This is a genomic window from Metaclostridioides mangenotii (assembly GCF_017873185.1).
GTDB classification, from domain to species: Bacteria; Bacillota; Clostridia; order Peptostreptococcales; family Peptostreptococcaceae; genus Metaclostridioides; species Metaclostridioides mangenotii.
Window position 1 is genome coordinate 159,437 of record NZ_JAGGJX010000005.1, and the last position, 24,851, is coordinate 184,287.

The window sequence follows — 24,851 nt, forward strand, 5'->3', positions numbered from 1 at the left end:
CATTTTATTATACAGGAAAGAGCTATCTCCTTAATTTGAGACAGCTCCCCCATTTCTGTAAATATACAAAAAATATTTTTACTGATACCACTTTAGCCTATTATTTATTCATTGAGTTTTCTAATTCAGTGAATTTTAGCTGCAACTCATAAGCTTTATTTTGAAATTCAGAAGCTAGTTTATCAGATATCTTCGCTCTTTCCTTTGCTTCTGCAACTTCTTTTTCTAATACTTCGTACTTATTTTTGAATTCATCATTGCTGGCATTATTGCCCTTATTCTCTTTTATAGATATTATACTCTCATTAAGTTCTATAATCTCAGAATCTTTGTTTCCACATTCTTCTGATTTAGCCTTTAATTTCTCTTCTAATTCGGCTATCTGTTTTTTTAAATCTTCATCAGCAGAGTTAGTATTTTTACTAAGTTCTTCATTTTCTTTGACCAAGTTGTCGTTTTCACTTGAACATTCAAATAGTAGGTTAGCAATGTTTAATGCGGTTAAAATCCCTGCTTGTGACAGACTTAACCTAGGATTATGCTCAACAATCTTTCCCATCTCTTGATCTACAAAATCAGCTACTTTTATCATATACGACTCAGAATTATCTCCTACCATCGTATAATCAGATCCATTAATTTTGACTACTACTTTATTCATACTAAACCCCCTTACACTAGGCGTTAGTTTGATCTTAAGTTGGCGTCTAGTTTCTCACTCAACTCACTCAATATCTTATCATGCACCTTAGCTACATCTTCATCAGTCAAAGTTCTATCTTTACTTCTATATGTTATAGAATACGCTATTGACTTGTATCCTTTTTCTATTTGATCTCCTGTATAAACGTCGAATAGTTTGAAGTCTTCAACTAAACCTTTACCATTTGCACTTATTATATCATCAATCTGTTTTACATAAATACTATCCTTAACTACTAAGGCTATATCTCTTGAAGTCGATGGATATTTTGGGAGCGGCTTGTATAACACAGTCTTGTCAGAGTTATCAAATACAAAGTCAGTCTCTATTTCTGCAACATACACTCTTTGACCTAAGTCGTAATTTTCTATTACATCAGGATGTAACTCACCTAATGTACCAATATTTTTGTTGTTATATACTATTTTAGCACATCTTCCCGGGTGGAAAGTAGTATTATTATTTTCTGGTTCAATTTCGTATCCTTTAAACCCGATTTTTTCTAATATAGTTTCTACTATTCCCTTTAAAGTAAAGAAGTCTTTTCCTTTTCCATACATTCCTATACAAAGTCTACCAAATTGTTTTGGCTCCACATCAGCCTCTTCAAATATATGTCCGTATTCAAATGCAGATAGTTCTTCAACTCTATGAGAAATATTTGTAGCTACTACATCTAACATATTTGGTATAAGAGTTGTTCTCATTACAGATGTCTCTTCACCAAGTGGGTTAAGTATTTTTACAAAATTATGTTTAGAGCTATCTTTTGGCTCATTTATTTTTTCAATTCCTTTTGGACTTACAAAAGAATAAGTAAGTATTTCATCTAATCCTAAAGCAGTTGATGTATATTTTATTACATCGCCAAACTTTTGTTTGTCAGTTTTTATACCTAGTGTCGGGTTTCCCTCAAGCTCTAGAGCAGGTATTTTATCGTAACCGTAAATTCTAGCTATCTCTTCAACAAAATCTGCTTCTTGCTCCATATCTAATCTATAACTTGGCACTTCTGCCAAGATTTCATTTGATGGTGTTAAAATACATTTAAATTCTAGCGCTTCTAAAATATCTACCATTTCGTTAGCTGGTATTTCAATTCCTATAAGCTTGTTGATTCTATCAACACTTACAGTTATGCTCTTAGATTCATGCTTTGTAGGGTACTCATCTACAACGCCTTTTAAGACCTTTCCTGCCCCTAATAGTTCGACAAGTTGAGCGGCTCTATCTACTGCTAAAGATGCTAAGTCTTGATCTATCCCTTTTTCAAATCTAGAGGAAGACTCAGTTCTAAGACCTAGTCTTTTAGATGTAGCTCTTACATTTTCTGCTTTAAAATTCGCACTTTCAAATAAGATTTCAGTTGTATTATCTGTAACTTCTGAATTAGCTCCACCCATAACGCCTGCAAGGGCAAGTGTACGCTCGCCATTTGTTATAACAAGCATATCCTTATCTAATTCTCTCTCTGTATCATCTAGAGTTACAAATTTTTCTCCCTCTTCAGCATTTCTAACTATTATTTTTCCAGTAGAGACTTGTTTTAAATCGAATGCGTGCATTGGTTGCCCCATCTCTAACATAACATAATTTGTAATATCTACTATGTTGTTTATAGGTCTTACCCCTGCCTCAATAAGCTTTCTTTGCATCCAGTATGGAGAGGCTTCTATCTTAACATCCTTAACCATTCTAGCAGTGTATCTTCTACATAAATCTGGATTTTCTATATTTATATCAAATTTTATTTCTTCTTCGCTCTCTTCTACAACTACTGCTGGATACTTTTTCCTCTTACCTAGAGTAACTGCTGCTTCTCTAGCTATTCCTAGTATGCACCTACAGTCTGGTCTATTTGATGTTATCTCAAATTCTATAAGAGCATCATTTAATCCAAGGACTTCTCTTACATCTTTACCTAGCTCATATGACTCTTCATAATCTAGTATTAAGATTCCATCTTTACTATTTTCTTTTACATAGTGAGGATCTATTCCTAACTCTTCAGCTGAACACATCATCCCCTCAGAGACTTCTCCTCTGAGCTTACCAGTCTTTATTTTTACTCCACCTGGTAGCTTAGCTCCATGTACCGCAACAGGAATATAATCTCCCTCAGATACATTTTCGGCACCAGTTACTATTTGTATAACTTCTTTACCTATATCTACTTTTGTAACTATGAGTTTATCTGCATTTTCATGTTGCTTTATCTCAAGTATTTTTCCTACTAAGACATTCTCAATATCTTCTCCGTAGAAATCCACTTTTTCAACTTTACTTCCTGACATAGTCATCTTGTCAGCGAATTCATTTACATCTATATCTATATCAACGTAGTCTCTTAGCCATTTTAAAGGTACTAACATATAAAAACCTCCCTATTAAAATTGATTTAAAAATCTTTTATTATTTTCGAATAATAATCTTATATCATCTATCTCGTATTTAAACATTGCAAGTCTTTCAACTCCAACTCCAAATGCAAAACCACTATAAACTTCTGGATCTACTCCACAGTTTTTAAGTACATTAGGGTGAACCATACCACAACCTAATATCTCTATCCAACCTTCTTGTTTGCATGTAGGGCAACCTTTCCCACCACATTTAAAGCAAGTTATATCAACTTCTGCACTTGGCTCTGTAAAAGGGAAGTTGTGAGGTCTAAATTTAGTCTTAGTATCTTCTCCGAATAATTTCTTTACAAATGCGTCAAGAGTCCATTTTAATTGCGCCATAGTAACATCTTTTCCAACTACCATACCTTCTATTTGGTGGAACATTGGTGAATGTGTAGCATCAGGAGTATCTCTTCTAAAACATCTCCCTGGAGAAATTATCTTTATAGGTAGCTCTGAATTTCTCATAGTTCTCACCTGAACTGGAGATGTTTGTGTTCTAAGAAGTAAATCATCACTTATATAAAATGTATCTGTCATATCTCTAGATGGATGATCTTTTGGAGCATTTAACGCATCAAAGTTATTGCCAACTGTATCCATCTCAGGACCTTCTGCTATTGAGAATCCCATACCGATAAATATTTCTGAAACTTCATCAATAATTTGAGTAATAGGGTGTTTTTTACCTATTTCGTATTTTTTACCAGGTAAAGTAACATCTATGACTTCTTTAGAAAGTTTCTCTTTTTTGACTATCTCTTTTAATTCATCTTTCTTAGTAGCTAAACTATCTTCTATTTCATCTCTTACTTCATTTCCTACTTTACCTATTACAGGTCTCTCTTCCTCAGATAGTTTTCCCATACCTTTAAGTATTGACCTTAATTCACCTTTTTTACCCAGGTACTTTACTATAAGGTTTTCTACATCGTCCATACTGCAAGCTTCTCTAATTTCTTTCAAAGCTACATCTTGTAAATCTAGCAGTTTTTGTTGCATCAATATCACCCTTTCTATTTTTTTATATAAAAAAAGCCCCTCATCCCAGCTAGGGACGAAAGACTATAGTTTCGCGGTACCACCCTAGTAGTTTTACATACTTTCGCAAAACCACTCGAAAAACTTAACGCGTTCAGACGTGATAGCTTACTTGTTTTCAGCTAACATACTCCAGAGCGAATTTCTTTTGAGTTCTTAGAAAACACTTCCAGCTATTGTGTTTATCTCTGTACTAAGTTTAAACAAAATACTTATCTCTTTCACAGTATTTATATAGTATTACATTAGTTAATAATTATACCATTAATTTTTATTTTATTCAATAGTATGGAATAATTACGATTAACCATAATATATTAGATTATTATTTTTTTGTTACCATAAATAAAAAACGACATTACTACTTATTTCAGAAATTAGATTTGTTTATAATGTCATTTTATATTTTAGATTATTTATTTAGACTAAATGTTTTTTTATCTCGTATAACAATATCGCAGAACTGATTGCCGCATTAAGCGATTCAGCACTTCCATACATTGGTATTTTAACCAAAGTATCTGACTTTGATACTAAAAAATCACTTATGCCATTAGCTTCGTTTCCTATAACTAAGGCTACTTTTGATCCGTAATCAACTTTATCATAGTAATTATTAGTATCCAAATAGCTAGAAACTATGTTAAAATTTTTCTCATTTAAAATATCTGCTACTTCATGTTCATCAGCTAAGATAATTTTCATTGAAAATACAGAGCCCATTGTAGATCTAATTACCTTAGGGTTGTATATATCTACACTTCCTTTTAAAACTACTACTGCCTCAACTCCAGCAGCATCGGCAGTTCTTATAATAGTTCCCATATTGCCTGGATCCTGTACCCTGTCCAAAACTACGATAAACTTTTCATCTGATAAATTGTCTTCTAAATTTTTAGTTACAAAATTTCTAACACCTATAATGCCCTGAGTATTTTCAGTATCCACAAGTTCATTAAAATTTTTATTTGATGTCTTGTATATATCCACTTTTCTAGCTTCAAATTCTTTAATTAATTTTTTGTGTTCTTCTTTACTTTCAAAATCTTCATTTATAAATATATACTCTATATCTGAATTCGACTCTACAGCAAGTGTAAGGATACGAAATCCCTCTACAATAAATTTAGACTCTTTATTTCTATTCTTTGCTTTTAGTAGCGACCTTGTGTATTTTAATTTTTCATTGTCCCTACTTACTATCATTTTAATCATTCTTATTTTCTCCTAGGCATACTGTGACTCTCTGAAGTAATTTCACTGATCTTTGAATTTTGTCCAATTACTACTAGTATACTTCCTAACTCTAGTTTTTCCTCAGGAGATGGAGTTACATTTATCTCGTCTCCAGTTTTTATTGCAAGTACAGTTATCTCATATCTAACTCTAAGTTCTAGGTCAACTAAAGTCTTTCCTATCCACTTACTCGGAGTTACTATTTCAACTATAGAATACTCTGGATCAAGCTCTATATGGTCCAGTATATTGTCTGAAACTAAGTTGTGTGCAACCCTTACTCCCATATCTCTCTCTGGAAATACAACTCTATCAGCGCCTATTTTGTAGAAAACTTTTGCTTGAAGCTCATCTTTAGCTTTGCAAATTATCTGTGGAACTCCCATTTCTTTTGCAATAAGAGTAGCCATTATAGATGCTCTTATATCGGATCCTATAGAAATTACAGCTACATCGAAGTTCCCAAGCCCAAGAGATCTAAGAGCCTGCTCGTCTGTAACATCTACAATTACCGAATGAGTAACTTTATCAGAAAGATTTTGTATTATTTCCTTATTTTTATCAATTGCCATAACTTCATTTCCAAGAAGACTTATAGTTGTCGCAACAGAACTACCAAATCTTCCGCATCCAATAACAATATATTGTTTCATTTAATGTTCCTCCACATAAATAACTAATTTATTTTATCCTACTATTATTTTACCATCTGGATAGCTTATCGGTTGATTTTTTTTATGGCCAAAAGATAATACTGCCATAAATATAGTAAGCGATCCAACTCTACCCATAAACATACAGAAAATAATCAATAATTTACCAAATAGGTTTAAGTTTGCACTACCAGCCAAACTACTTCCGACAGTTGCTAAAGCTGAAACAACTTCAAACGCCGATTCAGTTAGGTTAAATCCAGGCTGTGTCATTGAAATAAGCAATGTTCCTGTAACAGCTGCTGCAATACCTACAATAAATATACCCAATGATTTTTTTACAACAGATGGTGCAATTCTTCTTTCGTATACTTCTATATCCGATTTCCCAGTTATAAAGCTCTTTACAGTAAGTATAAGCACAGCTAGTGTTGTCGTCTTAACACCACCACCGGTTGATGCCGGCGATGCCCCAATAAACATCAGGATAAGCATAACGAATATACTGCTCTCATCCATTGCAGTCAAGTCAAGCGTACTAAATCCAGCTGTTCTAGATGTTACTGATTGGAATAAAGATGCTAGTAACTTACCTTTCATTCCAAGCGGTGCTATCGAATCTGGATTTTTATATTCTATTATAAATATCAGTGCCATACCCACAAAGATAAGTGTCACTGTTGATATTAATACTAATTTTGTGTGTAAATTAAATTTAGAAAACTTTCTTTCCTTTGCGATATTTAACATTACAGGATATCCAAGACCTCCACATATTATAAGCATCGATATTGTAAGAGATACTGTGGCATTGTTTACATATGATGTAATCGATGTAAACTTACCAGATGTAGGTCCCAATAAGTCAAACCCCGCATTACAGAAGGCCGATATTGCATGGAATACACTAAACCATGCTCCTTTCACTGCACCGAATTGCGGTACAAAAACAGTCGACAGTATAAGTGCTCCTATAATTTCTATTGAAAATGTTATAAGAACCACATACCTAACAAGCTTAACAAGCCCTGATAAATCAAACTGATTAAGAGACTCTTGTATAACTAGCCTTTCCTTTAAGTTTATCTTTTTTCTTGTAAAAATTGCAAACATCGTGGCGACTGTCATAAATCCAAGTCCACCAACTTGTATAAGAGTTATACATATAATCTGCCCAAACAAATTCCAGGTTGTACCTGTATCGACTACAACTAGCCCAGTGACGCAAACACAAGAAGTAGCTGTAAACAAAGCATCTATAAACCCAACACTTTCACCACTATGTGTAGCGATAGGCAATGTCAATAAAAGACTTCCTATTAGTATCACAGAAGCAAATCCAATAACGATTATCTGAACTGGTTTCATTTTATTTGCTAATGATAGAAGTCTTTTTACCAATTTATTCAATTTAACGCCCCTCCTAATTTCAATTATGTTGAGGATAAATTTCGACTTTTTTAGCCCCTTCCTTCAACCATTACTATATTATATTACAAAGGTTCTCTAAAAACAATACGATGATTCTCCTACTATATTATTTAACTTTTATTTAACAGATATGTATACAATTTTGTAAATTCCAAATGTTTGAATAGCTTATCTAAAGTTAAGTTTATGTATAATTTTTTACACTTTGCTTACTATTATAACTCTATTTTGCTAAATGCTTCTAGTATTGTATGCTTTGACAATAAGATTATATTATCGTATTATTATATTAAATTTCTGAAGAAAAAAATAACTTTACAATAACAATAAAAAACTATAAAAGTCTAGTTTTTTAGGATAAATTTTATAAATGTATAATCACGGGAGGAAAATTATGTTAGATAGCATTGATAAGCAATTAATTCTCTTACTTCAAGAAGACTCTAGAATTTCTATAACGGATCTATCGTCTAAAGTAAATTTAAGCAGACCAAGTGTTAATGAACGTGTGAACAAATTAATTGAAAAGGGCGTTTTGAAAAGGTTTTCTAATCATGTTTCACCAGAATCTGTAGGTCTAAATGTAAGCTTCTACATTCATATTAGCGATATTAAAGTGTCTTTTAACAAAATATGTGAGATTTTGCTTTCTAAAAAATGTATTACTGAATTACATGCTGTTACCGGTAAAATTAACTACATAGCAAAAGGCTCTACTAAAAATGTGACTGAAATGAATGAACTCTTAGAAGAATTAATGCCCTATGCACATATAAATACATCTATCATCTTAAACTCCCCATTGGAGAACAGTATTATAACTCCTGTCGATTAATAATTTTTCAAGTACTTTTTTTAAAGAGTACTTTTATTTTGCATTTTTTTCATAAAATAATCTTCTATTTGTAAAAAAATATTGTCAAAATAATTCAAATTTTCATATTAGCATGTCTCTTTATTTTCTATAATAGACTTAATCAAGTAAATCAGGTGTATTAAGAATGTAAAAATTATTGTTATACAAGGAGGTCATAAATGATCAAAAACAAATGGATAAAATTTTTAATCCTGTATATCGGGGCGACAGTACTGTCTCTAAGTCAGCTTAAAATAGTCCCAATATTCAATGAATTATCTAGCACTATGAATATCAGTATGAGTCAGACTTCACTACTTACATCGATATTCACATTTTCTGCACTTTTTCTAGCAATTCCTGGAGGAGGTATTCTTAATAAATTTGGAGTTAAAAAAGTAAGTGTGTTTATAATGGTTTGTTTATTTTTAGGTAATATATTAGGAGCCATCAGCAATAGCTTTTCATTGCTATTGATAAGCCGAGTAATTGAAGGCATTTCTTTCTCAATGATAATGATGGTCTCAATGATTTATATTAATTTTTGGTTTAGAGATGGATCTGCAGGACTAGCCATAGGTATATTTGGTACATTTTCAGCCTTGGCATCCATGATTGGTATGAATATTTTTAGGCCTATTTACTTATCAACTGGCCTAAAAAGTATCTGGTATATAATGGCGATTGCTTCTTTCATTATTATACTGTGTTATTACTTTTTACTTGATGGTCCAGAAGAATCTGATTCTAACACAGAGGAAAAAGGTGGTTTAAGAGAAGCTGCAAGCAATAAAAGTACTTGGTTATTAGCTTTTGCAATGGGATGTATGTCATTTGTACTCTTTACATTCATTACTGTCTATCCACAAATATTTACGCAAGTTTATCATTTGAGCCCAGACAAATCAAACTATTTTACTAGTTTATTTGGATTATTCGCAGTTCCATTTGGCGTAATCGCAGGACTTGTTACTGATAAAACTGGAAAGCCAGTAGCTCTTACTTTAATATCGTACATTGTTCTTTCAGTAGCTTGTTTTTTAACTGTTCGTTTGACAAACAGTATATTGATAGGGCAGGTTTTCTTCGCTTCTGCATGTTTAAGCCTTGTTTCATCATCGATATCAATTGCAGTTAACAAAATGGTTAAACGTCCGTCGCTGATAGGCTCAACATTTTCTATTATATACTTATTCTACTACATAGGTATATTTATTGGATCGCCTATAGTATCTAAGGTAGTTGAAGTATCAGGATGGAATGCAGGTACATTATTATTGACTGTTGTGTCATTACTTGGAACAGCTTCAATTGCATATTTATCTTTTTCGAAAAAATTAACTAAATCGAAAAGTGTTTAGGAGTAAAACAATATGCAGTATTTAATTTGTTAGATTTTATGAGAGATCGTTAATTATTTCAATAAAATAGTGATCGACTTGTATTCTATAAATATATTTGAAATTTAGGAGGTAATTAAATGTTAGATAGAAATTTTAAATTAGGGATGGATTATGCTTTAGAACTCGACTTAAAGGATCCTTTAAAGAAATTTAGATCAAGATTTTATATGTTAGAAAACAAGATTTATATGGATGGTAACTCTTTGGGGCTTTGTTCAAAAGACGCTTTAGATTCTCTTAATAATATGGTAGATCAATGGAAAAACCATGCAATAGGAATTTGGAATGTAGAAGATAGTCGTTATTTCCGCTACTCAGATGTTCTTGCTGAACTTTTAGCTCCACACATAAATGCTTCACCTGAAGAAATCTGTATCACTGGAACGACAACATCTACAATTCATCAAACAATTTCAACTTTATACAAACCCACTGATAAGAAGTATAAAATACTTGTTGATGACTTAAACTTCCCTACAGATAGATACGCTGTAGACAGTATCGTACGCCTTAAAGGACTAGAAATTGAAGATACAGTAAAAGTTGTAAAAAGCCAAGACGGTAAATTTATAGATGAAAATAAAGTTATAGAAGCAATGACAGATGATGTAGCGTTAATTCTTTTACCAGCAGTACTATATCGTAGCTCTCAACTCTTAGATATGAAAAAACTAACTGATGCTGCTCATAAAAAAGGTATCATCATAGGATGGGATCTTTGCCATTCTATCGGTTCAGTTCCACATGATTTCGAAAATATCCAGCCTGATTTTGCTGTTTGGTGTAACTATAAATACCTTTCTGCTGGGCCTGGTGCTACTGCTGGAGTGTATTTAAATAAAAAATACTTTGGTACTGTTCCTGGATTAACTGGATGGTTTGGAAATAAGGATGAAACTCAATTTTTATTAAGACATACATATGAACCTGAGTTAAATGCTACTAGCTTACAGACTGGTACTCCAAATCTTCTCTCTATGGCTCCACTTGAAGGATCACTTAAGATATACAAAGAAGCTGGACTTGATAATTTACGTGAAAAATCTCTACATATAACTGCTTATTTAATGTATCTAATAGATGAAAGACTTGTTAAATACAGATATAGTTATGTTAATCCAACTGATGATCATATGCGTGGTGGTCATGTTTCACTTGTACACGACGAAGCATATAGAATATCTTTTGCATTAAAAGCTAAAAATATAGTACCTGATTATAGAGAACCAAATGTAATTCGTCTAGCCCCTATAGCACTTTACAATACTTATGAAGAAGTTCACACGCTTGTAGATGTGCTAGAATCAATAGTCGCTACAAAATTCTATGAAGAATTCAGTGAAGAACGTATACTAGTTTATTAAATAAAAAAACCCTAGAACCGATGTTCTAGGGTTTTTTTATAATGATATCAAACATTCAATTTATAATTAAGCTAATTTTGATTTAGCTGTCTCTGCTAATTTAGCGAAACCTTCTGGATCTTGTATAGCTAATTCAGATAACATTTTTCTGTTAACTTCTATGCCAGATAATTTTAATCCATTCATTAATCTTGAATAAGATATACCATTCATTCTAGCTGCTGCATTTATTCTTTGTATCCAAAGTTTTCTGAAATCCCTCTTCTTTAACTTTCTACCTATATATGCGTTCTTTAATGCTTTCATTACGAAAGTATTCGCTGGTCTATATAATTTGCTTCTAGATCCTCTGAATCCTTTAGCAAGTTTTAATATCTTTTTGTGCTTTTTACGGGCATTCATAGCCTTTTTTACTCTTGCCATCGTTATTACCTCCTTTATGTTTTCCTTATGTTTATTATTTTCTTATAATGTTATTAATCCGATCTTAGTATGGTAATAATTGAGCTATTCTTTTAGCATCTCCATCACTTACTAGAGTAGATTTTCTTAAGTTCATTTTTCTTTTAGCAGATTTCTTAGTTAATATATGTTTCTTGTAAGCTTTAGCTCTCTTTAACTTTCCGCTTCCTGTTTTCTTAAGTCTCTTTGCTGCACCTCTATGAGTTTTCATTTTAGGCATGGTGTTTCCTCCTCTCGATTAAACATCTATTTTTTTGGATCTATAATTACAACCATATTATTTCCCTCAAATGCTGGGGCTTTTGTTGGTTCACCAAACTCTTTAACTATATCTATAAATTTAAGCATAACTACTTTTCCTAAATCTTTATGTCCTAGTTCTCTTCCTCTAAATCTAAGTTCAACTTTGACTTTATCCCCTTTTTTAAGGAATTTAATAGCGTTATTGGCTTTAGTATTTAAATCATTTTCCTCAATACCCGGTCTAAGTCTTACTTCTTTAAGGCTCACTATTTTTTGCTTTTTCTTAGCTTCTTTTTCTTTTCTAGATTGCTCATATCTAAATTTACCATAGTCCATTATCTTACACACTGATGGTTTTGCATTTGGTGAAATTTGAACCAAGTCCAAATTTTGCTCATCTGCCATAGATTGTGCTTCTTTTAAAGCCACTATCCCAAGTTGATCTCCATTAGATGATAGAAGTCTTACCTCTTTGTCTCTTATTTGCTCATTGATTGCTAACTCTTTGCTAATTGTTAGACACCTCCGTTTTTTTATATAAATAATGGCGAATGATATAATCATCCGCCATATAAGTCTCTAAATAATAAAGCTCTAAAATTTACACATTAGGCTTTAACTTATATATACCTTGCTAACTTTCGTTGCAAGGTGAGAAGCGGACTTCTTCTTTATTTCTTTTCCTCATATACTATACCATTTATAATGAATATATGCAAGTTTTTTTTATTTTTTTTTTGATCTATGCACATTAATCATTTGTATTTTCATTATTTTATTATCCCATATTTTACACAAAAAGTATATGCCTTAAATTACCAATGAAAATAATAATAAAATATCTTAAATATGGAAAATATAAAGACATCAAATAATTAATTACCAGAGGTGTTTATAATGAATATGTTAAACAATTTTTTCAAAAAAATTAAAAACCCTGTGCCTGCATTTGCACAGACCAAGTTAGAAAAAGAAGAGAAAAACGATGACGCTTACTCAACACATCCCAAAACTACATTTAAAGATGTAGCAGGACTTGAGGAAGTTAAAGAAGAGCTATTCGAAATAGTCGATTTTATGAGATCACCTGATAAGTATAAAAAAATGGGTGCAAAAATTCCTAAGGGTGTATTATTTTATGGACCTCCAGGGACAGGTAAAACGCTACTTGCTTCAGCTGTAGCTGGAGAAACCAACTCCGCCTTTTTCAATATCACTGGTTCTGAGTTTGTTGAAAAATATGTTGGAGTCGGTGCAAAGAGAGTTAGAGCTCTATTTGAAAAAGCAAGAAAAGATGCACCTAGTATTATATTTATAGACGAGATTGATGCTATTGGTGTAAAAAGACATATGGAGAGCAATAATGAAAAGGACCAAACATTAAACCAACTACTCGTAGAGATGGATGGTTTCAATAAAGATTCAAATGTATTAGTTATAGGCGCTACAAATAGAATGGACTTACTTGATGAAGCGTTAATTAGACCTGGAAGATTTGACAGACATATACACATGGGCGCTCCAAACTATCACACAAGATTCGAGATATTAAAGGTACATACAGATAACAAGCCTATTGATAAATCTGTAAATCTTGAAACTTTAGCTAAAAAAACACACGGTTTTAATGGTGCCCATTTATCAAATATAGCTAATGAAGCTGCTATATTCGCTGTTAGAGAAAATAGTGAACATATTACTTCTCTTCATTTTGATAAAGCTCTAGAAAGAGTTATTGCGGGACTAGAATCTAAAAGTTCTTCATTGATAGAGAGAGAAAAGAAAATTGTTTCGTTCCATGAATCAGGTCATGCTCTGGTAAGTGACATCATAGGTATAACCCCTATACAAAAAGTTTCTATAGTTCCTAGAGGTCAGGCTTTAGGATATGTACTTCAACTACCTGATGAAGATAGATACATCTATACTAAGGAAGAACTTATAGGAAAAATCAAAATCTTACTTGCTGGTAAAGCTGCCGAAGAGATTATTTTTAATCATAAATCTACAGGAGCTAAGGACGATCTAAAAAAAGTTACTGAAATTGCAAATCAAATGGTTTGTGAATATGGAATGAGCGATCTCGGGTTTATGACTATCGACGGCAATGATAAGACTTTTATGTCTGAAAGGATACAAATTGAAGCTAATAAAATAGTTCAAAATTGCTATAACGAAACTATTGAATTGCTTACTAGCAACAGAAATGACCTCGATATTTTGGCTAATCATCTGTTTGAAAACGAAACTATGACTCACGAAGAGCTTAAGTCTTTAATAAGGAAAGAGGCTGCAAATTAGATTTCAAATAATGTATCTAAATTAATTTAAATGATTTTAATTTAAATAGATAAAAAAGAAGTTCATGGACAATTACTATAATTTTCCTTGGACTTCTTTTGTATTATATTTTACTAATTGCAATGCCCCACCTCTTTTAATCAATTTATTTAAGGTCGAGATTTTATTTTATAACTACATAATCTCTAACTTTATAAGTAGGATACATAGCCCCACTAATATTTTCTGGCTGAATTACCAAGATTAAAAGAAGCAATATTATAGCTGGAAAAATTAATGATTTAGTTGAATTTGCTATTTTTCTTATGTTTTTCATTATGTTCACTTCTCCTCTACTTTTTTTGGTATTAACTTAGTATTATACCATATTTTTACTTATATATTCTAACGAATTTAACCAGTAAAAGTGGACACATTTTTGTATTTATTTTTTATATGATAACTAAAAATCATTTCTATTTATTATATAACCTCCTATTCCCTAAGTTATATAATAAATAGATTTAATTTCTAATTTAAATCTTTTTACTTGCAGTCTTAATTATTTGCATTTAAAAAGCTGCGTACACCTTGTTAGTTATTGTAAACTAACATATAAGTAATACACAGCTTTTTAGTATATAAAATATGTTCTAGCGAGTTAATTAATCAAGTTCTACATTTTCTCTTGATGCAACTTGATTGTTTATATTTGAGATAAATTCATCTAAGCTTATGTTTCCTAGTTCACCTTTATCTCTAGATCTAACAGAGATGTTTTTCTCTTCAACTTCTTTTTCTCCTACTATTATCATGTAAGGAACTTTTTCAAGTTGAGCTTCTCTTATCTTAAATCCTATCTTTTCTGCTCTATCATCTAATTCTACTCTTATATTTTGCTTGTAAAGAGTGTCTTTTATTTCATTAGCATAGTCTATATATTTATCAGATATAGGTAGTACCTTAACTTGAGTTGGTGATAACCAAACCGGGAATTTACCAGCATATTGCTCTATAAGTATACCTATAAATCTCTCTATACTTCCAAGTGCAACTCTATGGATCATTACTGGTCTGTGTTTTTCACCATCTTGACCTATATAAGTAATATCAAATCTTTGAGGTAATTGCATATCTAATTGGATAGTTCCACATTGCCAACTTCTTCCTAAGCAGTCTTTTAAGTGGAAGTCTATCTTCGGTCCATAGAAAGCTCCATCCCCTTCATTTAGTATATATGGAAGGTTTAATTCCTCTAAAGCTTCTCTTAGCCCGTTTTCTGCATTTGACCATTCTTCATCACTACCCATTGAGTTGTCTGGTCTAGTTGATAACTCTAAGTGATATTCAAATCCGAAAGTTTTGTATAGCTCATCTATAAGTGCAACTACACCTTTTATCTCGTCTTTAATTTGCTCTGGCAACATGAATATATGCGCGTCATCTTGAGTGAATGCTCTAACTCTCATAAGTCCATGAAGTGCTCCTGATAACTCATGTCTATGAACTCTACCAACTTCTCCAACTCTCATTGGGAAATCTCTGTATGAATGTTGTTTATGGTTGTAGAATATAAGTGATCCTGGACAGTTCATTGGCTTTATTGCATAATCTTCATCATCTATTTGTACAGTGTACATATTTTCTTTGTAGTGGAACCAGTGACCTGAAGTTTCCCAAAGTTGTTTATTTAATATTATTGGAGTTTCTATTTCAACATACTCATATCTCTTGTGAACTTCTCTCCAATACTTCATAAGTTCATTTTTAAGTTCCATACCTTTTGGTAAGAATAAAGGGAATCCTGGTCCCTCTTCTGGCATCATAAATAGGTCTAATTCTTTTCCTATTTTTCTGTGGTCTCTCTTTTTAGCTTCTTCTAATAAGTGTAGGTACTCTTCTAAATCTTTATTCTTCTCGAAAGATATACCGTATATTCTTTGAAGCATCTTGTTCTTTTCATCTCCACGCCAGTAAGCTCCTGCTATACTTAAAAGTTTTATAGCTTTAACTTTCTTAGTTGATGGAAGGTGTGGCCCTCTACATAAATCTATAAAATCACCTTGCTTGTAGAAAGAGATTATTTCACCATCTGGAAGATCAGATATAAGCTCTACCTTGTAGTCTTCACCATGTTTCTTCATTAGCTCGATAGCTTCGTCTCTAGGAAGTTCCATTCTCTCTGGCTTTAGATCTTCTTTAACGATCTTTTTCATTTCAGCTTCTAATTTTTCTAGATCTTCTGGAATAAGTCTATGCTCCATATCCATATCGTAGTAGAAACCATTTTCTATACTTGGCCCTATAGCAAGTTTAACCTCTGGATATAATCTTTTTAATGCTTGAGCAAGTATATGTGCAGATGTATGTCTGAATACATCCTTTCCTTCTTCATCTTCAAATTTAAATAAGTTAAGTTCACAGTCTTTATCTAAAGCGTAGTCTAAACCTACTAATTCTCCGTCTACTGATGCTGCTAATATATTTCTAGCTAAACCTTCACTTATCGATTTAGCTACATCTATAACTGAAATTCCACTTTCGAATTCCTTGATTGATCCGTCTTTTAATGCAACTTTTATCATAGTAATTCCTCCTGTTTATATTTATATTAAAAATCAAAAAATCGCCCCAAATATATATTTGGGGCGACTGTAATATCGCGGTTCCACCCAAGTTGACATACAGCTAACTGCAGTCCTCTTGTTGACTATAAGGTAGTCATCCGAATGCTTTTACAAAGCTACTCACATTCCGCTCCAAGGTAGTTTTTCGAATAGACCTATTAAATGGGCTTTCAGCCAAGACCCAATTTCTCTAAAAATGGTTTCTAATCTACTTTTCCTTTTCATTGCGTATTATCTTAAATGTTATTTCAAATTGTATCAGAAAAAATTCCAGTCGTCAATAATATTTTATTGATATTTTTACATTTTTTTTAAATTTTATTCGATTATTATAATATTTATATTAATTTTTTGTAATTTTGATTATTTTTATTATAAACTACATAAACACAACTATTAGTCCTTGAACGATTCCTATCAAGAATCCTAAAACAAGTCCTAAGAACTCTATGTGCTTCAATTCTTTTTTTGCTACACTTATTATTAGATCTTCTAAAACTAATAAGTCTAGTTCATTAATTTTCCCTTCAATCATTTCTTGAATATTTATGCGCTCACTTGCCTTTGCCATCATACCTTTACTTAAATCGTCTATGCTATTTTTTACCTCTTCTTCTACCATATCATTAAGATATCCCTCTATAAGTTTTTTAATACCTGATGGCACATATGAAATTTTTTCATTCAGCAGAACACTAATCCTAGATTTTATATAAATCACTACTTCATCTTTATCATCTTCAGTGATTACGTTGTCTAGTATTTCATCAAGTGATATAAATTCTTCCTCAACTATTTTAGCTATGTTAGTTGCAATTTCTTCTCTTCTTTTTGGTATTAGCCCTATTATTTCTATATTTAAAATTGGTATTTTTATAGCTTTAATTGGCCTAAAAATAAGCCTGATTGCAACGACATTGGTAATATATCCAATAACCCCACCTATAGATGCCAATATTAGTATTTTTATCAAATTGTCCATGACTAAATCTCCTTATCTTTTGTATACTATCATAATTCTACTATACAATTATATGCCATGTGACTTTAATTAAAAAGGTTTAATTTATTAGAATTAGATTAAAACACAATTCCTTTACTTGAATAAATATAAAATGAATCGATAACTAATTTATTCTAGATATATTAGTTATTAGATATTATATCTATCCTATTTTCAAAAATAGACTTCAAAGTATCTATAATCTCTTTTGAACTATTGCTATTTAATGTATCCATTACTTCAATTTTTCGAGGGCATAGTGAAAGAAGAGTACTTATCAAGAAATCTTCGTAGTTTAAGTTTTCTCTAATAACCATATTTATAATATCTTCATCATCTATACTATCTATTTTGTCACCATTTTTATCATAAAGTACGAAGCTGTTATCCTCCATTATATGGACTTTTAACAGATCGATCTTTACATCTTGAGTATCTATAAAGTACTTAAGTACTCTTATAAATTCTTCGTGATCTCTGTTTATTAAGTATTCCTCCAAAGAAATGTCAGCTATTGCAGAGATATATTTTATAAATTCCTTCATCCTGAACTTTATAAATCCGTCGATATTTATGTAATCATTTTCTAAAATATAATTACTTACCCTCATAAATATTGTCTCTCTGATGAATACTTCTTTGTTGCTAAATATTTTCAATGAATGCTCGTAAATATTGTCAATTTCCTTTGGATAAGCTTTTCCATATTGACTTTGTATATAATCTTTTAAAACCTCACCTCTCATAATTTTTATAATTTTATTAGTTATTCTCTCTGTTATTTCATCTAGATTCAGGCCCTCGCTACTAAAAACTTTATCGTCAATAACTTTTCTAGATATAACTTCATTTTTTCCCGAACTAGTTACTACCTCTACTATCCCGTTTGTATATATTAATTTATTATTGATGTTGTTGCTATAAAACTTCTTATCCGAAATTTTATCTTTGCTTATCAACTTCATCGCTCCCTTCTTGTCGGCCATCTCTGCATTATTGTAGTGTTATTTTTATAATATGAAAAAAGTTTATTTTAGTGCAGTATAAAACTTAGTAAATATAAAAATAATATAAGATATTGTTACAACTCATTATCATTTTTTACAAACCAGACTAATTTTATACAATATTATCAAAGTTAATAAATAAATCTAAAATATTACTTATAATTTTAATAAATTTATACATTTTTTGATTTAGTTTAAGATACATAAAAATTTTATTATTTATAAATTTTAATACATTTTTTTACAAAATACAAAAGAGAGCAAACTAAAAAGTTTTTACTTTGTTAGTTTACTCTCTTTGAAGATGATTCTAGTTTTTAATAATTAGATAATAACTATATTTATAACTTAGTATTTTATTCAACTTCTTCAATCTCTTCGTCCTCTATATATTCAAGTATATCTGCAGGCTGACAGTCCAAAGCCTTACATATTTCATTCAATGTTGAAAACCTAATAGCTTTGGCTTTATTAGTTTTCAGTATAGATAAGTTTGAATTGGTGATATCAACTTTTTCTGCTAAATCTTTTAGAGATATTTTTCTTTTTGCCATTATTACATCTAAGTTAACTACGATCGCCATAATATCTCCTCCTAAATAGTTAAATCATTTTCGTCTTTTATATTAATCGCTTTATCAAATACTTCTGCTATTACGAACGGTAATAATGCTAAAATAATATAAAAAATAGTAGATGGAGTAATACCCCATTTATGGATCCCAATAATCCACATAACATGCCCTTCTCTAGGTCTTATAAATTCAACAGCCAAATGTGCGCTTAAAAAATAACCTATTATCTTAAATCTATTTACATTCTCTTTAATAAAGGGTGTATTTTCAATACTTTTTACTATCAAATTTAAATTTAAAATAATAACAAAAAATCCAATAATATATACTACAAATAAAATAAATAAAATAACTTTACTTAATGTAAATCCACTTAATACAATTTTATTTAATTCCATACCCAATAAAACTATCCCTAAAATTGGTGTTAACACTAAAGAAAAATGTAAAATTGTTGATAACATATTTCTAAAAAAACGAGTTTCCATAAATATCATCTCCTCAATTTATTTTTATATACTAAGGATAGCATATTTATTATTGTTTTTCAATAATTTAATATTGTTTTTCAGCATTTATTTTCTTTTATTTAATAATTTTTTAATTCACTGCTACTTGTTTTATCATAAGCGGTACTAATGACCCTAAATCCAATAAGCTTTCTTCACTAAGAACAACTATTTCTTTATCTTTTCCATCCAAAAATAACTTAATATCATTATAGCTAGGATGTTTTCTAACATCTCCAAAGAAAGCTAGTTTGTCATTTGATATAAGTCCAGAACATCCACCAATAAAACCATAATTCATATCAAATAGTTCAATATAACCTGGTTCAATTAATAGACAATCTATTTCAGTCTCATTGAGCTTATTATAAATCCCATTATCAGATGTAATTACAGATTTATCGTCAACTATACAAATTGAACATTTCGTATAACCCTGTTCTACATTTATTTTTTTAAGTCCCTTATTGTTAATAAACTCCATAATTTTTTTATCAGTATGCTTAAAGTTATGTATAGCATAATCTCCCACAATAGCTACATTATAAGCTATATCGTGTGGATATTTACCTTTTAGCCAAGTTTCACCTTTAATTACATTGAAATTGTATTTTTTAAGTATGCTTTTATAACGATTATACATACTTGGCTCTACAACAATATCGCCATTGCCTAAATTGCAAATACAAATATCTGGGTGGCAGTTAATACTTTCATAGACTTCCTTACATTCGATTGTTTTTATTAATTCAATGTTTCTTCTCGCTAAATCTTCTTCCATACTTTTGGGCAATCTCTTATCGACTAATGCTAAAGCTAAATCACCCTCAACTACAAAAGGCTTTTTTGTAAACTTCATCTTCTAATCCTTCCCCCAACCTCAAAATTATTGCCTTATCTATTTCTTGAATAAAAAAGATGATATATTGCAAATAACGCATCTAAATAAAATGCCTAAAGCTGTATATCATCCATCTTTTTAATTATATAATTTATATTATTTCTTTCTCTTACATATAACTCCAGTAACTCCAGGACCTGAATGTGCCCCTATACAAGATCCTATTTGGAAGAACATTATTTCTTTTGGATTAAATTTATCTGTTAACATTTTTGTAAGTTGTTCTTTTTCCTTAATATCATCGCTGTATCCTATATTAACAACTTGGTCTGATAGGTCGCTTCCACAATTTTCTTCTATTATCTCTAAAATTTTAGAAATTACATTTTTCTTTCCTCTAACTTGAGATGCATGAGAAACAAGTCCATCTTTAACTTCAAGTATTGGCTTAATACTTAAAATATTACCTATCGAGGCTTTTGTAGAAGAAATTCTTCCTCCTTTTTGTAGATGATCTAATGCATCTACAGAGAAGATTACAAAAGTCTCATCACGTAAGACTTCTAATGCTGAAATTATCTCTTCAATACTTTTACCTTCAGACAAAAGTCTCCCTGCTTCTTTTACTAAAACACCTGCCCCAAAAGATACAGAGTTGGAATCAAATGCGTATATATTGCCTTCTAAATCCCCTTTTGCCATAATTGCGCTTTGGTATGTACCTGTAGCTGCAGCTGATCCAGCTATATAAAGAATGTCTTTTCCTTCTTCTATATATTTTTCAAAAACTTCTTTAAATTGTGCATATGTAATTTGGGAAGTCTTCGCATAAGTGTCTTTTTCTCTAAGTTTTTTGTAAAATTCATCACCTGTTATATCTACTCGATCTCTATACTCATGTCCATCTAAGATAACCGTTAGTGGCATAAGATCTATGTCATATTTTTTAAGTATATCATCTGGAACATCGGATAAACTATCACATATTATTTTAATGTTGCTCATTTGATATCTCCTTTCTAAACGAATTTATAATTTAAATTATCTTAAATCTGGATACCCTAATTGTCTAAGTGCTTCATAAGCTACAATAGCAACTGCATTTGATAAATTAAGAGATCTCGCCTTTTCTATATTTAGCATAGGCACTCTTATACATCCCTCTTTATTTTCTTTCAACAAAGACTCCGGTAATCCTTTTGTTTCTTTGCCAAAAACAATAAAACACCCATCCCCATAATCAACTTCTGAGTGGTTTTTATCAGCTTTTGTTGTCGAAAAGAAAAATTTTCCTTCTGGATATTTAGCCTGTAATTCTTCAAAGCTATTGTAATATTGTATATTAGCTATATCCCAATAGTCAAGCCCAGAGCGCTTTAAGTGTTTATCATCTAAAGAAAATCCAAGTGGTTTGATTAAATGAAGTGTAGAACCTGTTGCAGCACAAGTTCTAATTATGTTTCCTGTATTTTGTGGTATTTCTGGTTCAACTAAAACTATATTTAATGACATTCTTCCTCCTAAATAATAAAACAATTAATATATAATATATAAGTTCATGTATGAAATCTAATCTTTAATAGTATAAATTCCTTTATCAAAAATTTCAACTAGTAATATTATAACAGAAAAATCCCCCACTAAAAATAAAACTTAATTTAAAGTTCACCACTCCCTAATTATTTCTTTAATTTCATCATCTATTTTTATTACTTATTGATTTCTTTGTAGAAATTACAGTACTCAGTTATATTGCATTCTTCACATTCTGGTTTTCTAGCTTTACACATTCTTCTTCCGTGAAAAATTATTGTATGATGCGACTTTGACCATCTTTCTTTTGGAATAGCCTTCATAAGTGCAAACTCTGTCTTTTCAGGAGTCGGCTCATCTACAATACCAATTCTATTAGCGACCCTAAAAACATGAGTATCGACTGCTATAGCTGGTTGTCCAAAAGCATTGCTTAAAACTACTCCTGCAGTCTTTCTCCCTACCCCTGGAAGTTTAATTAATTCTTCTAGAGTTTCTGGAACTTCGCCACTGTAGTTTTCACATATTTGTATAGAGGTATCTTTTATTTTCTGAGATTTACTTTTGTAAAGACCACAAGTCTTTATTTCTTCACTAATCTCTTCTAAGCTAAGTTTTGCAAATGCTTCTGGCGTATTATATTTTTTAAACATTTCAGCTGTCACCTTGTTTACCCTAACATCTGTACATTGAGCAGACAGTATTGTGGCTATTAAAAGCTCAAATGGTGTAGTGTAGTTTAACTCACATTCGGCATCTGGATATAGTCCTTCTAATTTATCTAATATCGTATTTACATCTTTTTTATTTTTCGTTCTTTTTTTCATATATAATCATCTCCATTTTCATCATTCACATATAAAATACCTTAAAATACATATATCAAAATATAAAAAGCAAAAACTATATAAGTCTTTGCTTTTTATTATACAATAAATACTAGATAATTTATGTTTAATTAGTTTTAAAAGATATTTAATTTTTTTCCTTAGGCTTAGTTTGAATTTTGCTAAAGCTTTGAAGTTTATTTTTTACTTTTTCTTTGACTTTATCAAATTTTGTATCAGTCAATATCTCAAATGCCTCTTCAACCCTCTCTACTGTATGAATCTTAAATCTACCTGATTTTATTTCTTCGTTTAATTCATCTGAGAGCACAAGATTTTTGAAGTTTTGCTTTGGTATAATAACTCCTTGACCTTCTACCAATCCCTTAATCTTACAGATTGTGTAAAAACCTTCCACCTTTTCACTTATTCCTCCGACAACTTGTATATCTCCTTTTTGGTTTATAGATCCTGTTACTGCAATATTTTGTTTTATAGGTATATTGCTAAGTGACGAAAGGAGTGCATAAAGCTCAGCCGATGAAGCACTATCATCATGTTTGTATTACCCCATTTATATTAACGTTATCGATTAAAATATTGAAATCTAGCTATTTCAGCCTCATATTATACTTATATATTCTATTTACTTACATTATAGTATATTAATATACACAAAAAGGTTAGAGGATAACCAGGCGTAATACATACATTTTCATTAAACAATAAAAAAGCGCACATATTGTTGTGCGCTACTTTTATATACTTTATAACTCTTTTTTCTTAGTGTTAAATTCTCCTATGTTATTGTTCTGTTGTTTTAAATTATTTTCGATAGGTGAATTAACTGTGATATTACATTAATGTAATTATTATAGAATATTGTTTTATAAAGAATCAGATATTATTTGTATGGTTCTTTTAAAATCGACTAATCCATATCCTTGAGAATCGTTAGGATATTCATATAATTCATTTCTTGTTGCACCTATCATTAAGTATGTTTTTAAAACTTGAGAATATAATAATAGCTTTGGATATCTACCTTGTTTACTTAAAAACTCCATAATTAGTGCTAACATGCCAGATGTAACAGAACTGCTAATTCCAGTTCCTGTACCCGTTTTATAGCTATCATTACCGTAAGCTGATATAATATTTACACCAGGAGCTACAAAATCAGGTTTCGCAGAAACTCCTTTTGTCGGGCCCTTTGATGAACCAATCCATATACTTTCATATCTATTGTCATAAGCACCAACAGTAATTATATTCTCGCCAGTTCCAAAAACGGTTATAGTTGAAAAAGAACTGGTATCTATAAATCCATCATTAGCGCCTAAAAGATTGCTGTTTGGTAAATAAACATGGTATTCTCCATTTAGGAATACATCAGGTCTAACTCTAAATGTCCATGCTCCAGGTTTCATATTTCTAAGGTTTACCTCAAGAAATTCAGATCCTGTAGATAACCAAGGATAAAAGTATCTAATCCTGTATGTTGTATTTTCTAAATTGAATCTACCTGTGTATTCATAGTAATCTGGAGCATAAATTGCTGTATAACTCACTTCTCCTGACGGCGAAATTATAGTTGGATTTATTCTATCTAAGTCACCTCCCTCGAGATAAATATCTAAATTTTGACCATCCCCGAATTCAATAATAATATCATTTACATCCATCTGATTTCTAAATTTACCAGCATAATGTATATATGTATTTCTTTGATTTCCTGCACCGCTTACCACTACAACCCCTGGATAATCTAATTCAGTAAATGTGTTTAAGGCTGTTATAAATCCCAATGAAGATCTCTGCCCAACAGTTAAATTTATTATAAGAGACTTTT

At 30.9% G+C, this 24,851-nt stretch carries 24 protein-coding genes, 1 pseudogene and 2 other annotated features; of the genes and pseudogenes, 4 read left to right on the forward strand and 21 right to left on the reverse strand.

All coding sequences use genetic code 11. From position 1 onward, the window contains the following. Positions 1–100: 100 nt before the first annotated feature. From zapA to J2Z43_RS11500, 6 genes are all read right to left on the reverse strand, one after another. On the reverse strand, positions 101–661 hold the full coding sequence (zapA, locus tag J2Z43_RS11475; RefSeq protein WP_209457326.1) for a cell division protein ZapA: 561 nt from the start codon (positions 659–661) through the stop codon (positions 101–103). A gap of 23 nt (positions 662–684) precedes the next feature. Continuing rightward, a complete protein-coding gene (pheT, locus tag J2Z43_RS11480) occupies positions 685–3,075 on the reverse strand; it encodes a phenylalanine--tRNA ligase subunit beta (RefSeq protein WP_209457327.1) in 2,391 nt (796 codons plus the stop codon). Between the two features lie 15 nt (positions 3,076–3,090). Then, positions 3,091–4,110 carry a phenylalanine--tRNA ligase subunit alpha gene (pheS, locus tag J2Z43_RS11485; RefSeq protein ID WP_209457328.1) on the reverse strand — a complete coding sequence of 340 codons (1,020 nt, stop codon included), beginning with the start codon at positions 4,108–4,110 and terminating at the stop codon, positions 3,091–3,093. 48 nt (positions 4,111–4,158) lie between these two features. Then, positions 4,159–4,383, reverse strand: a binding site (T-box leader). Positions 4,384–4,569: 186 nt separating this feature from the next. After that, on the reverse strand, positions 4,570–5,364 hold the full coding sequence (locus J2Z43_RS11490) for a TrmH family RNA methyltransferase (protein WP_209457329.1): 795 nt from the start codon (positions 5,362–5,364) through the stop codon (positions 4,570–4,572). 2 nt (positions 5,365–5,366) lie between these two features. Then, positions 5,367–6,038, reverse strand: coding sequence for a potassium channel family protein (locus J2Z43_RS11495; RefSeq protein WP_209457330.1), 672 nt, complete (start codon positions 6,036–6,038; stop codon positions 5,367–5,369). A 33-nt stretch (positions 6,039–6,071) separates the two neighbouring features. Beyond that, on the reverse strand, positions 6,072–7,448 hold the full coding sequence (locus tag J2Z43_RS11500) for a TrkH family potassium uptake protein (RefSeq protein ID WP_234926374.1): 1,377 nt from the start codon (positions 7,446–7,448) through the stop codon (positions 6,072–6,074). A gap of 415 nt (positions 7,449–7,863) precedes the next feature. On the opposite strand from J2Z43_RS11500, the gene J2Z43_RS11505 reads away from it, so the two are divergent. The 3 genes from J2Z43_RS11505 to kynU all read left to right on the forward strand — a co-directional run bounded on the left by J2Z43_RS11505 (position 7,864) and on the right by kynU (position 11,092). Then, positions 7,864–8,304: an Lrp/AsnC family transcriptional regulator gene (locus tag J2Z43_RS11505; RefSeq protein WP_209457331.1), complete on the forward strand. Its 441-nt coding sequence runs from the start codon at positions 7,864–7,866 to the stop codon at positions 8,302–8,304. Between the two features lie 200 nt (positions 8,305–8,504). Further along, positions 8,505–9,686, forward strand: a complete 1,182-nt coding sequence (locus J2Z43_RS11510; RefSeq protein ID WP_209457332.1) for an MFS transporter — start codon at positions 8,505–8,507, stop codon at positions 9,684–9,686. Between the two features lie 119 nt (positions 9,687–9,805). Next, on the forward strand, positions 9,806–11,092 hold the full coding sequence (gene kynU / locus J2Z43_RS11515; protein ID WP_209457333.1) for a kynureninase: 1,287 nt from the start codon (positions 9,806–9,808) through the stop codon (positions 11,090–11,092). 66 nt (positions 11,093–11,158) lie between these two features. Here kynU and rplT read toward each other — a convergent pair whose 3' ends face one another. The 3 genes from rplT to infC form a co-directional block, all read right to left on the reverse strand. Next, complete coding sequence (gene rplT / locus J2Z43_RS11520; protein ID WP_024620796.1) at positions 11,159–11,515, reverse strand: 50S ribosomal protein L20; 357 nt, start codon at positions 11,513–11,515, stop codon at positions 11,159–11,161. 64 nt (positions 11,516–11,579) lie between these two features. Beyond that, entirely contained in the window at positions 11,580–11,774 is a 195-nt protein-coding gene (rpmI, locus tag J2Z43_RS11525) for a 50S ribosomal protein L35 (protein WP_024620795.1), read from the reverse strand. Positions 11,775–11,800: 26 nt separating this feature from the next. Beyond that, on the reverse strand, positions 11,801–12,361 hold the full coding sequence (gene infC / locus J2Z43_RS11530) for a translation initiation factor IF-3 (protein WP_209457334.1): 561 nt from the start codon (positions 12,359–12,361) through the stop codon (positions 11,801–11,803). A 333-nt stretch (positions 12,362–12,694) separates the two neighbouring features. On the opposite strand from infC, the gene J2Z43_RS11535 reads away from it, so the two are divergent. Next, positions 12,695–14,098 (forward strand): ATP-dependent metallopeptidase FtsH/Yme1/Tma family protein, encoded by a 1,404-nt coding sequence (locus J2Z43_RS11535; RefSeq protein ID WP_209457335.1) that lies wholly within the window; start codon positions 12,695–12,697, stop codon positions 14,096–14,098. Between the two features lie 163 nt (positions 14,099–14,261). Here J2Z43_RS11535 and J2Z43_RS11540 read toward each other — a convergent pair whose 3' ends face one another. From J2Z43_RS11540 to J2Z43_RS11595, 12 genes and pseudogenes are all read right to left on the reverse strand, one after another. After that, the gene (locus J2Z43_RS11540) at positions 14,262–14,414 is read right to left on the reverse strand and encodes a hypothetical protein (RefSeq protein WP_209457336.1); all 153 of its coding nucleotides are present in this window, start codon (positions 14,412–14,414) and stop codon (positions 14,262–14,264) included. Positions 14,415–14,742: 328 nt separating this feature from the next. After that, positions 14,743–16,662, reverse strand: a complete 1,920-nt coding sequence (thrS, locus tag J2Z43_RS11545) for a threonine--tRNA ligase (protein WP_209457337.1) — start codon at positions 16,660–16,662, stop codon at positions 14,743–14,745. Between the two features lie 56 nt (positions 16,663–16,718). Further along, positions 16,719–16,938: a binding site (T-box leader), on the reverse strand. A 145-nt stretch (positions 16,939–17,083) separates the two neighbouring features. Continuing rightward, positions 17,084–17,686 carry a DUF445 domain-containing protein gene (locus tag J2Z43_RS11550; protein WP_209457338.1) on the reverse strand — a complete coding sequence of 201 codons (603 nt, stop codon included), beginning with the start codon at positions 17,684–17,686 and terminating at the stop codon, positions 17,084–17,086. Between the two features lie 164 nt (positions 17,687–17,850). Then, complete coding sequence (locus tag J2Z43_RS11555; RefSeq protein WP_234926375.1) at positions 17,851–18,693, reverse strand: putative sporulation protein YtxC; 843 nt, start codon at positions 18,691–18,693, stop codon at positions 17,851–17,853. A gap of 377 nt (positions 18,694–19,070) precedes the next feature. Continuing rightward, positions 19,071–19,298 carry a helix-turn-helix domain-containing protein gene (locus J2Z43_RS11560; RefSeq protein WP_209457339.1) on the reverse strand — a complete coding sequence of 76 codons (228 nt, stop codon included), beginning with the start codon at positions 19,296–19,298 and terminating at the stop codon, positions 19,071–19,073. A gap of 11 nt (positions 19,299–19,309) precedes the next feature. Beyond that, positions 19,310–19,753 carry a DUF2975 domain-containing protein gene (locus J2Z43_RS11565; RefSeq protein WP_209457340.1) on the reverse strand — a complete coding sequence of 148 codons (444 nt, stop codon included), beginning with the start codon at positions 19,751–19,753 and terminating at the stop codon, positions 19,310–19,312. 136 nt (positions 19,754–19,889) lie between these two features. Further along, positions 19,890–20,657: a DUF6873 family GME fold protein gene (locus J2Z43_RS11570; protein WP_209457341.1), complete on the reverse strand. Its 768-nt coding sequence runs from the start codon at positions 20,655–20,657 to the stop codon at positions 19,890–19,892. A gap of 138 nt (positions 20,658–20,795) precedes the next feature. Further along, positions 20,796–21,644: a DegV family protein gene (locus J2Z43_RS11575; RefSeq protein WP_209457342.1), complete on the reverse strand. Its 849-nt coding sequence runs from the start codon at positions 21,642–21,644 to the stop codon at positions 20,796–20,798. A gap of 36 nt (positions 21,645–21,680) precedes the next feature. Continuing rightward, a complete protein-coding gene (gene trmL, locus J2Z43_RS11580) occupies positions 21,681–22,151 on the reverse strand; it encodes a tRNA (uridine(34)/cytosine(34)/5-carboxymethylaminomethyluridine(34)-2'-O)-methyltransferase TrmL (RefSeq protein ID WP_209457343.1) in 471 nt (156 codons plus the stop codon). 197 nt (positions 22,152–22,348) lie between these two features. After that, entirely contained in the window at positions 22,349–22,999 is a 651-nt protein-coding gene (gene nth / locus J2Z43_RS11585) for an endonuclease III (protein WP_209457344.1), read from the reverse strand. 148 nt (positions 23,000–23,147) lie between these two features. Further along, positions 23,148–23,540, reverse strand: a pseudogene (locus J2Z43_RS11590) (S16 family serine protease); the annotation flags it as partial. 346 nt (positions 23,541–23,886) lie between these two features. Further along, the coding region (locus tag J2Z43_RS11595; RefSeq protein WP_209457345.1) for a S8 family serine peptidase at positions 23,887–24,851 on the reverse strand (965 nt) is incomplete at its 5' end.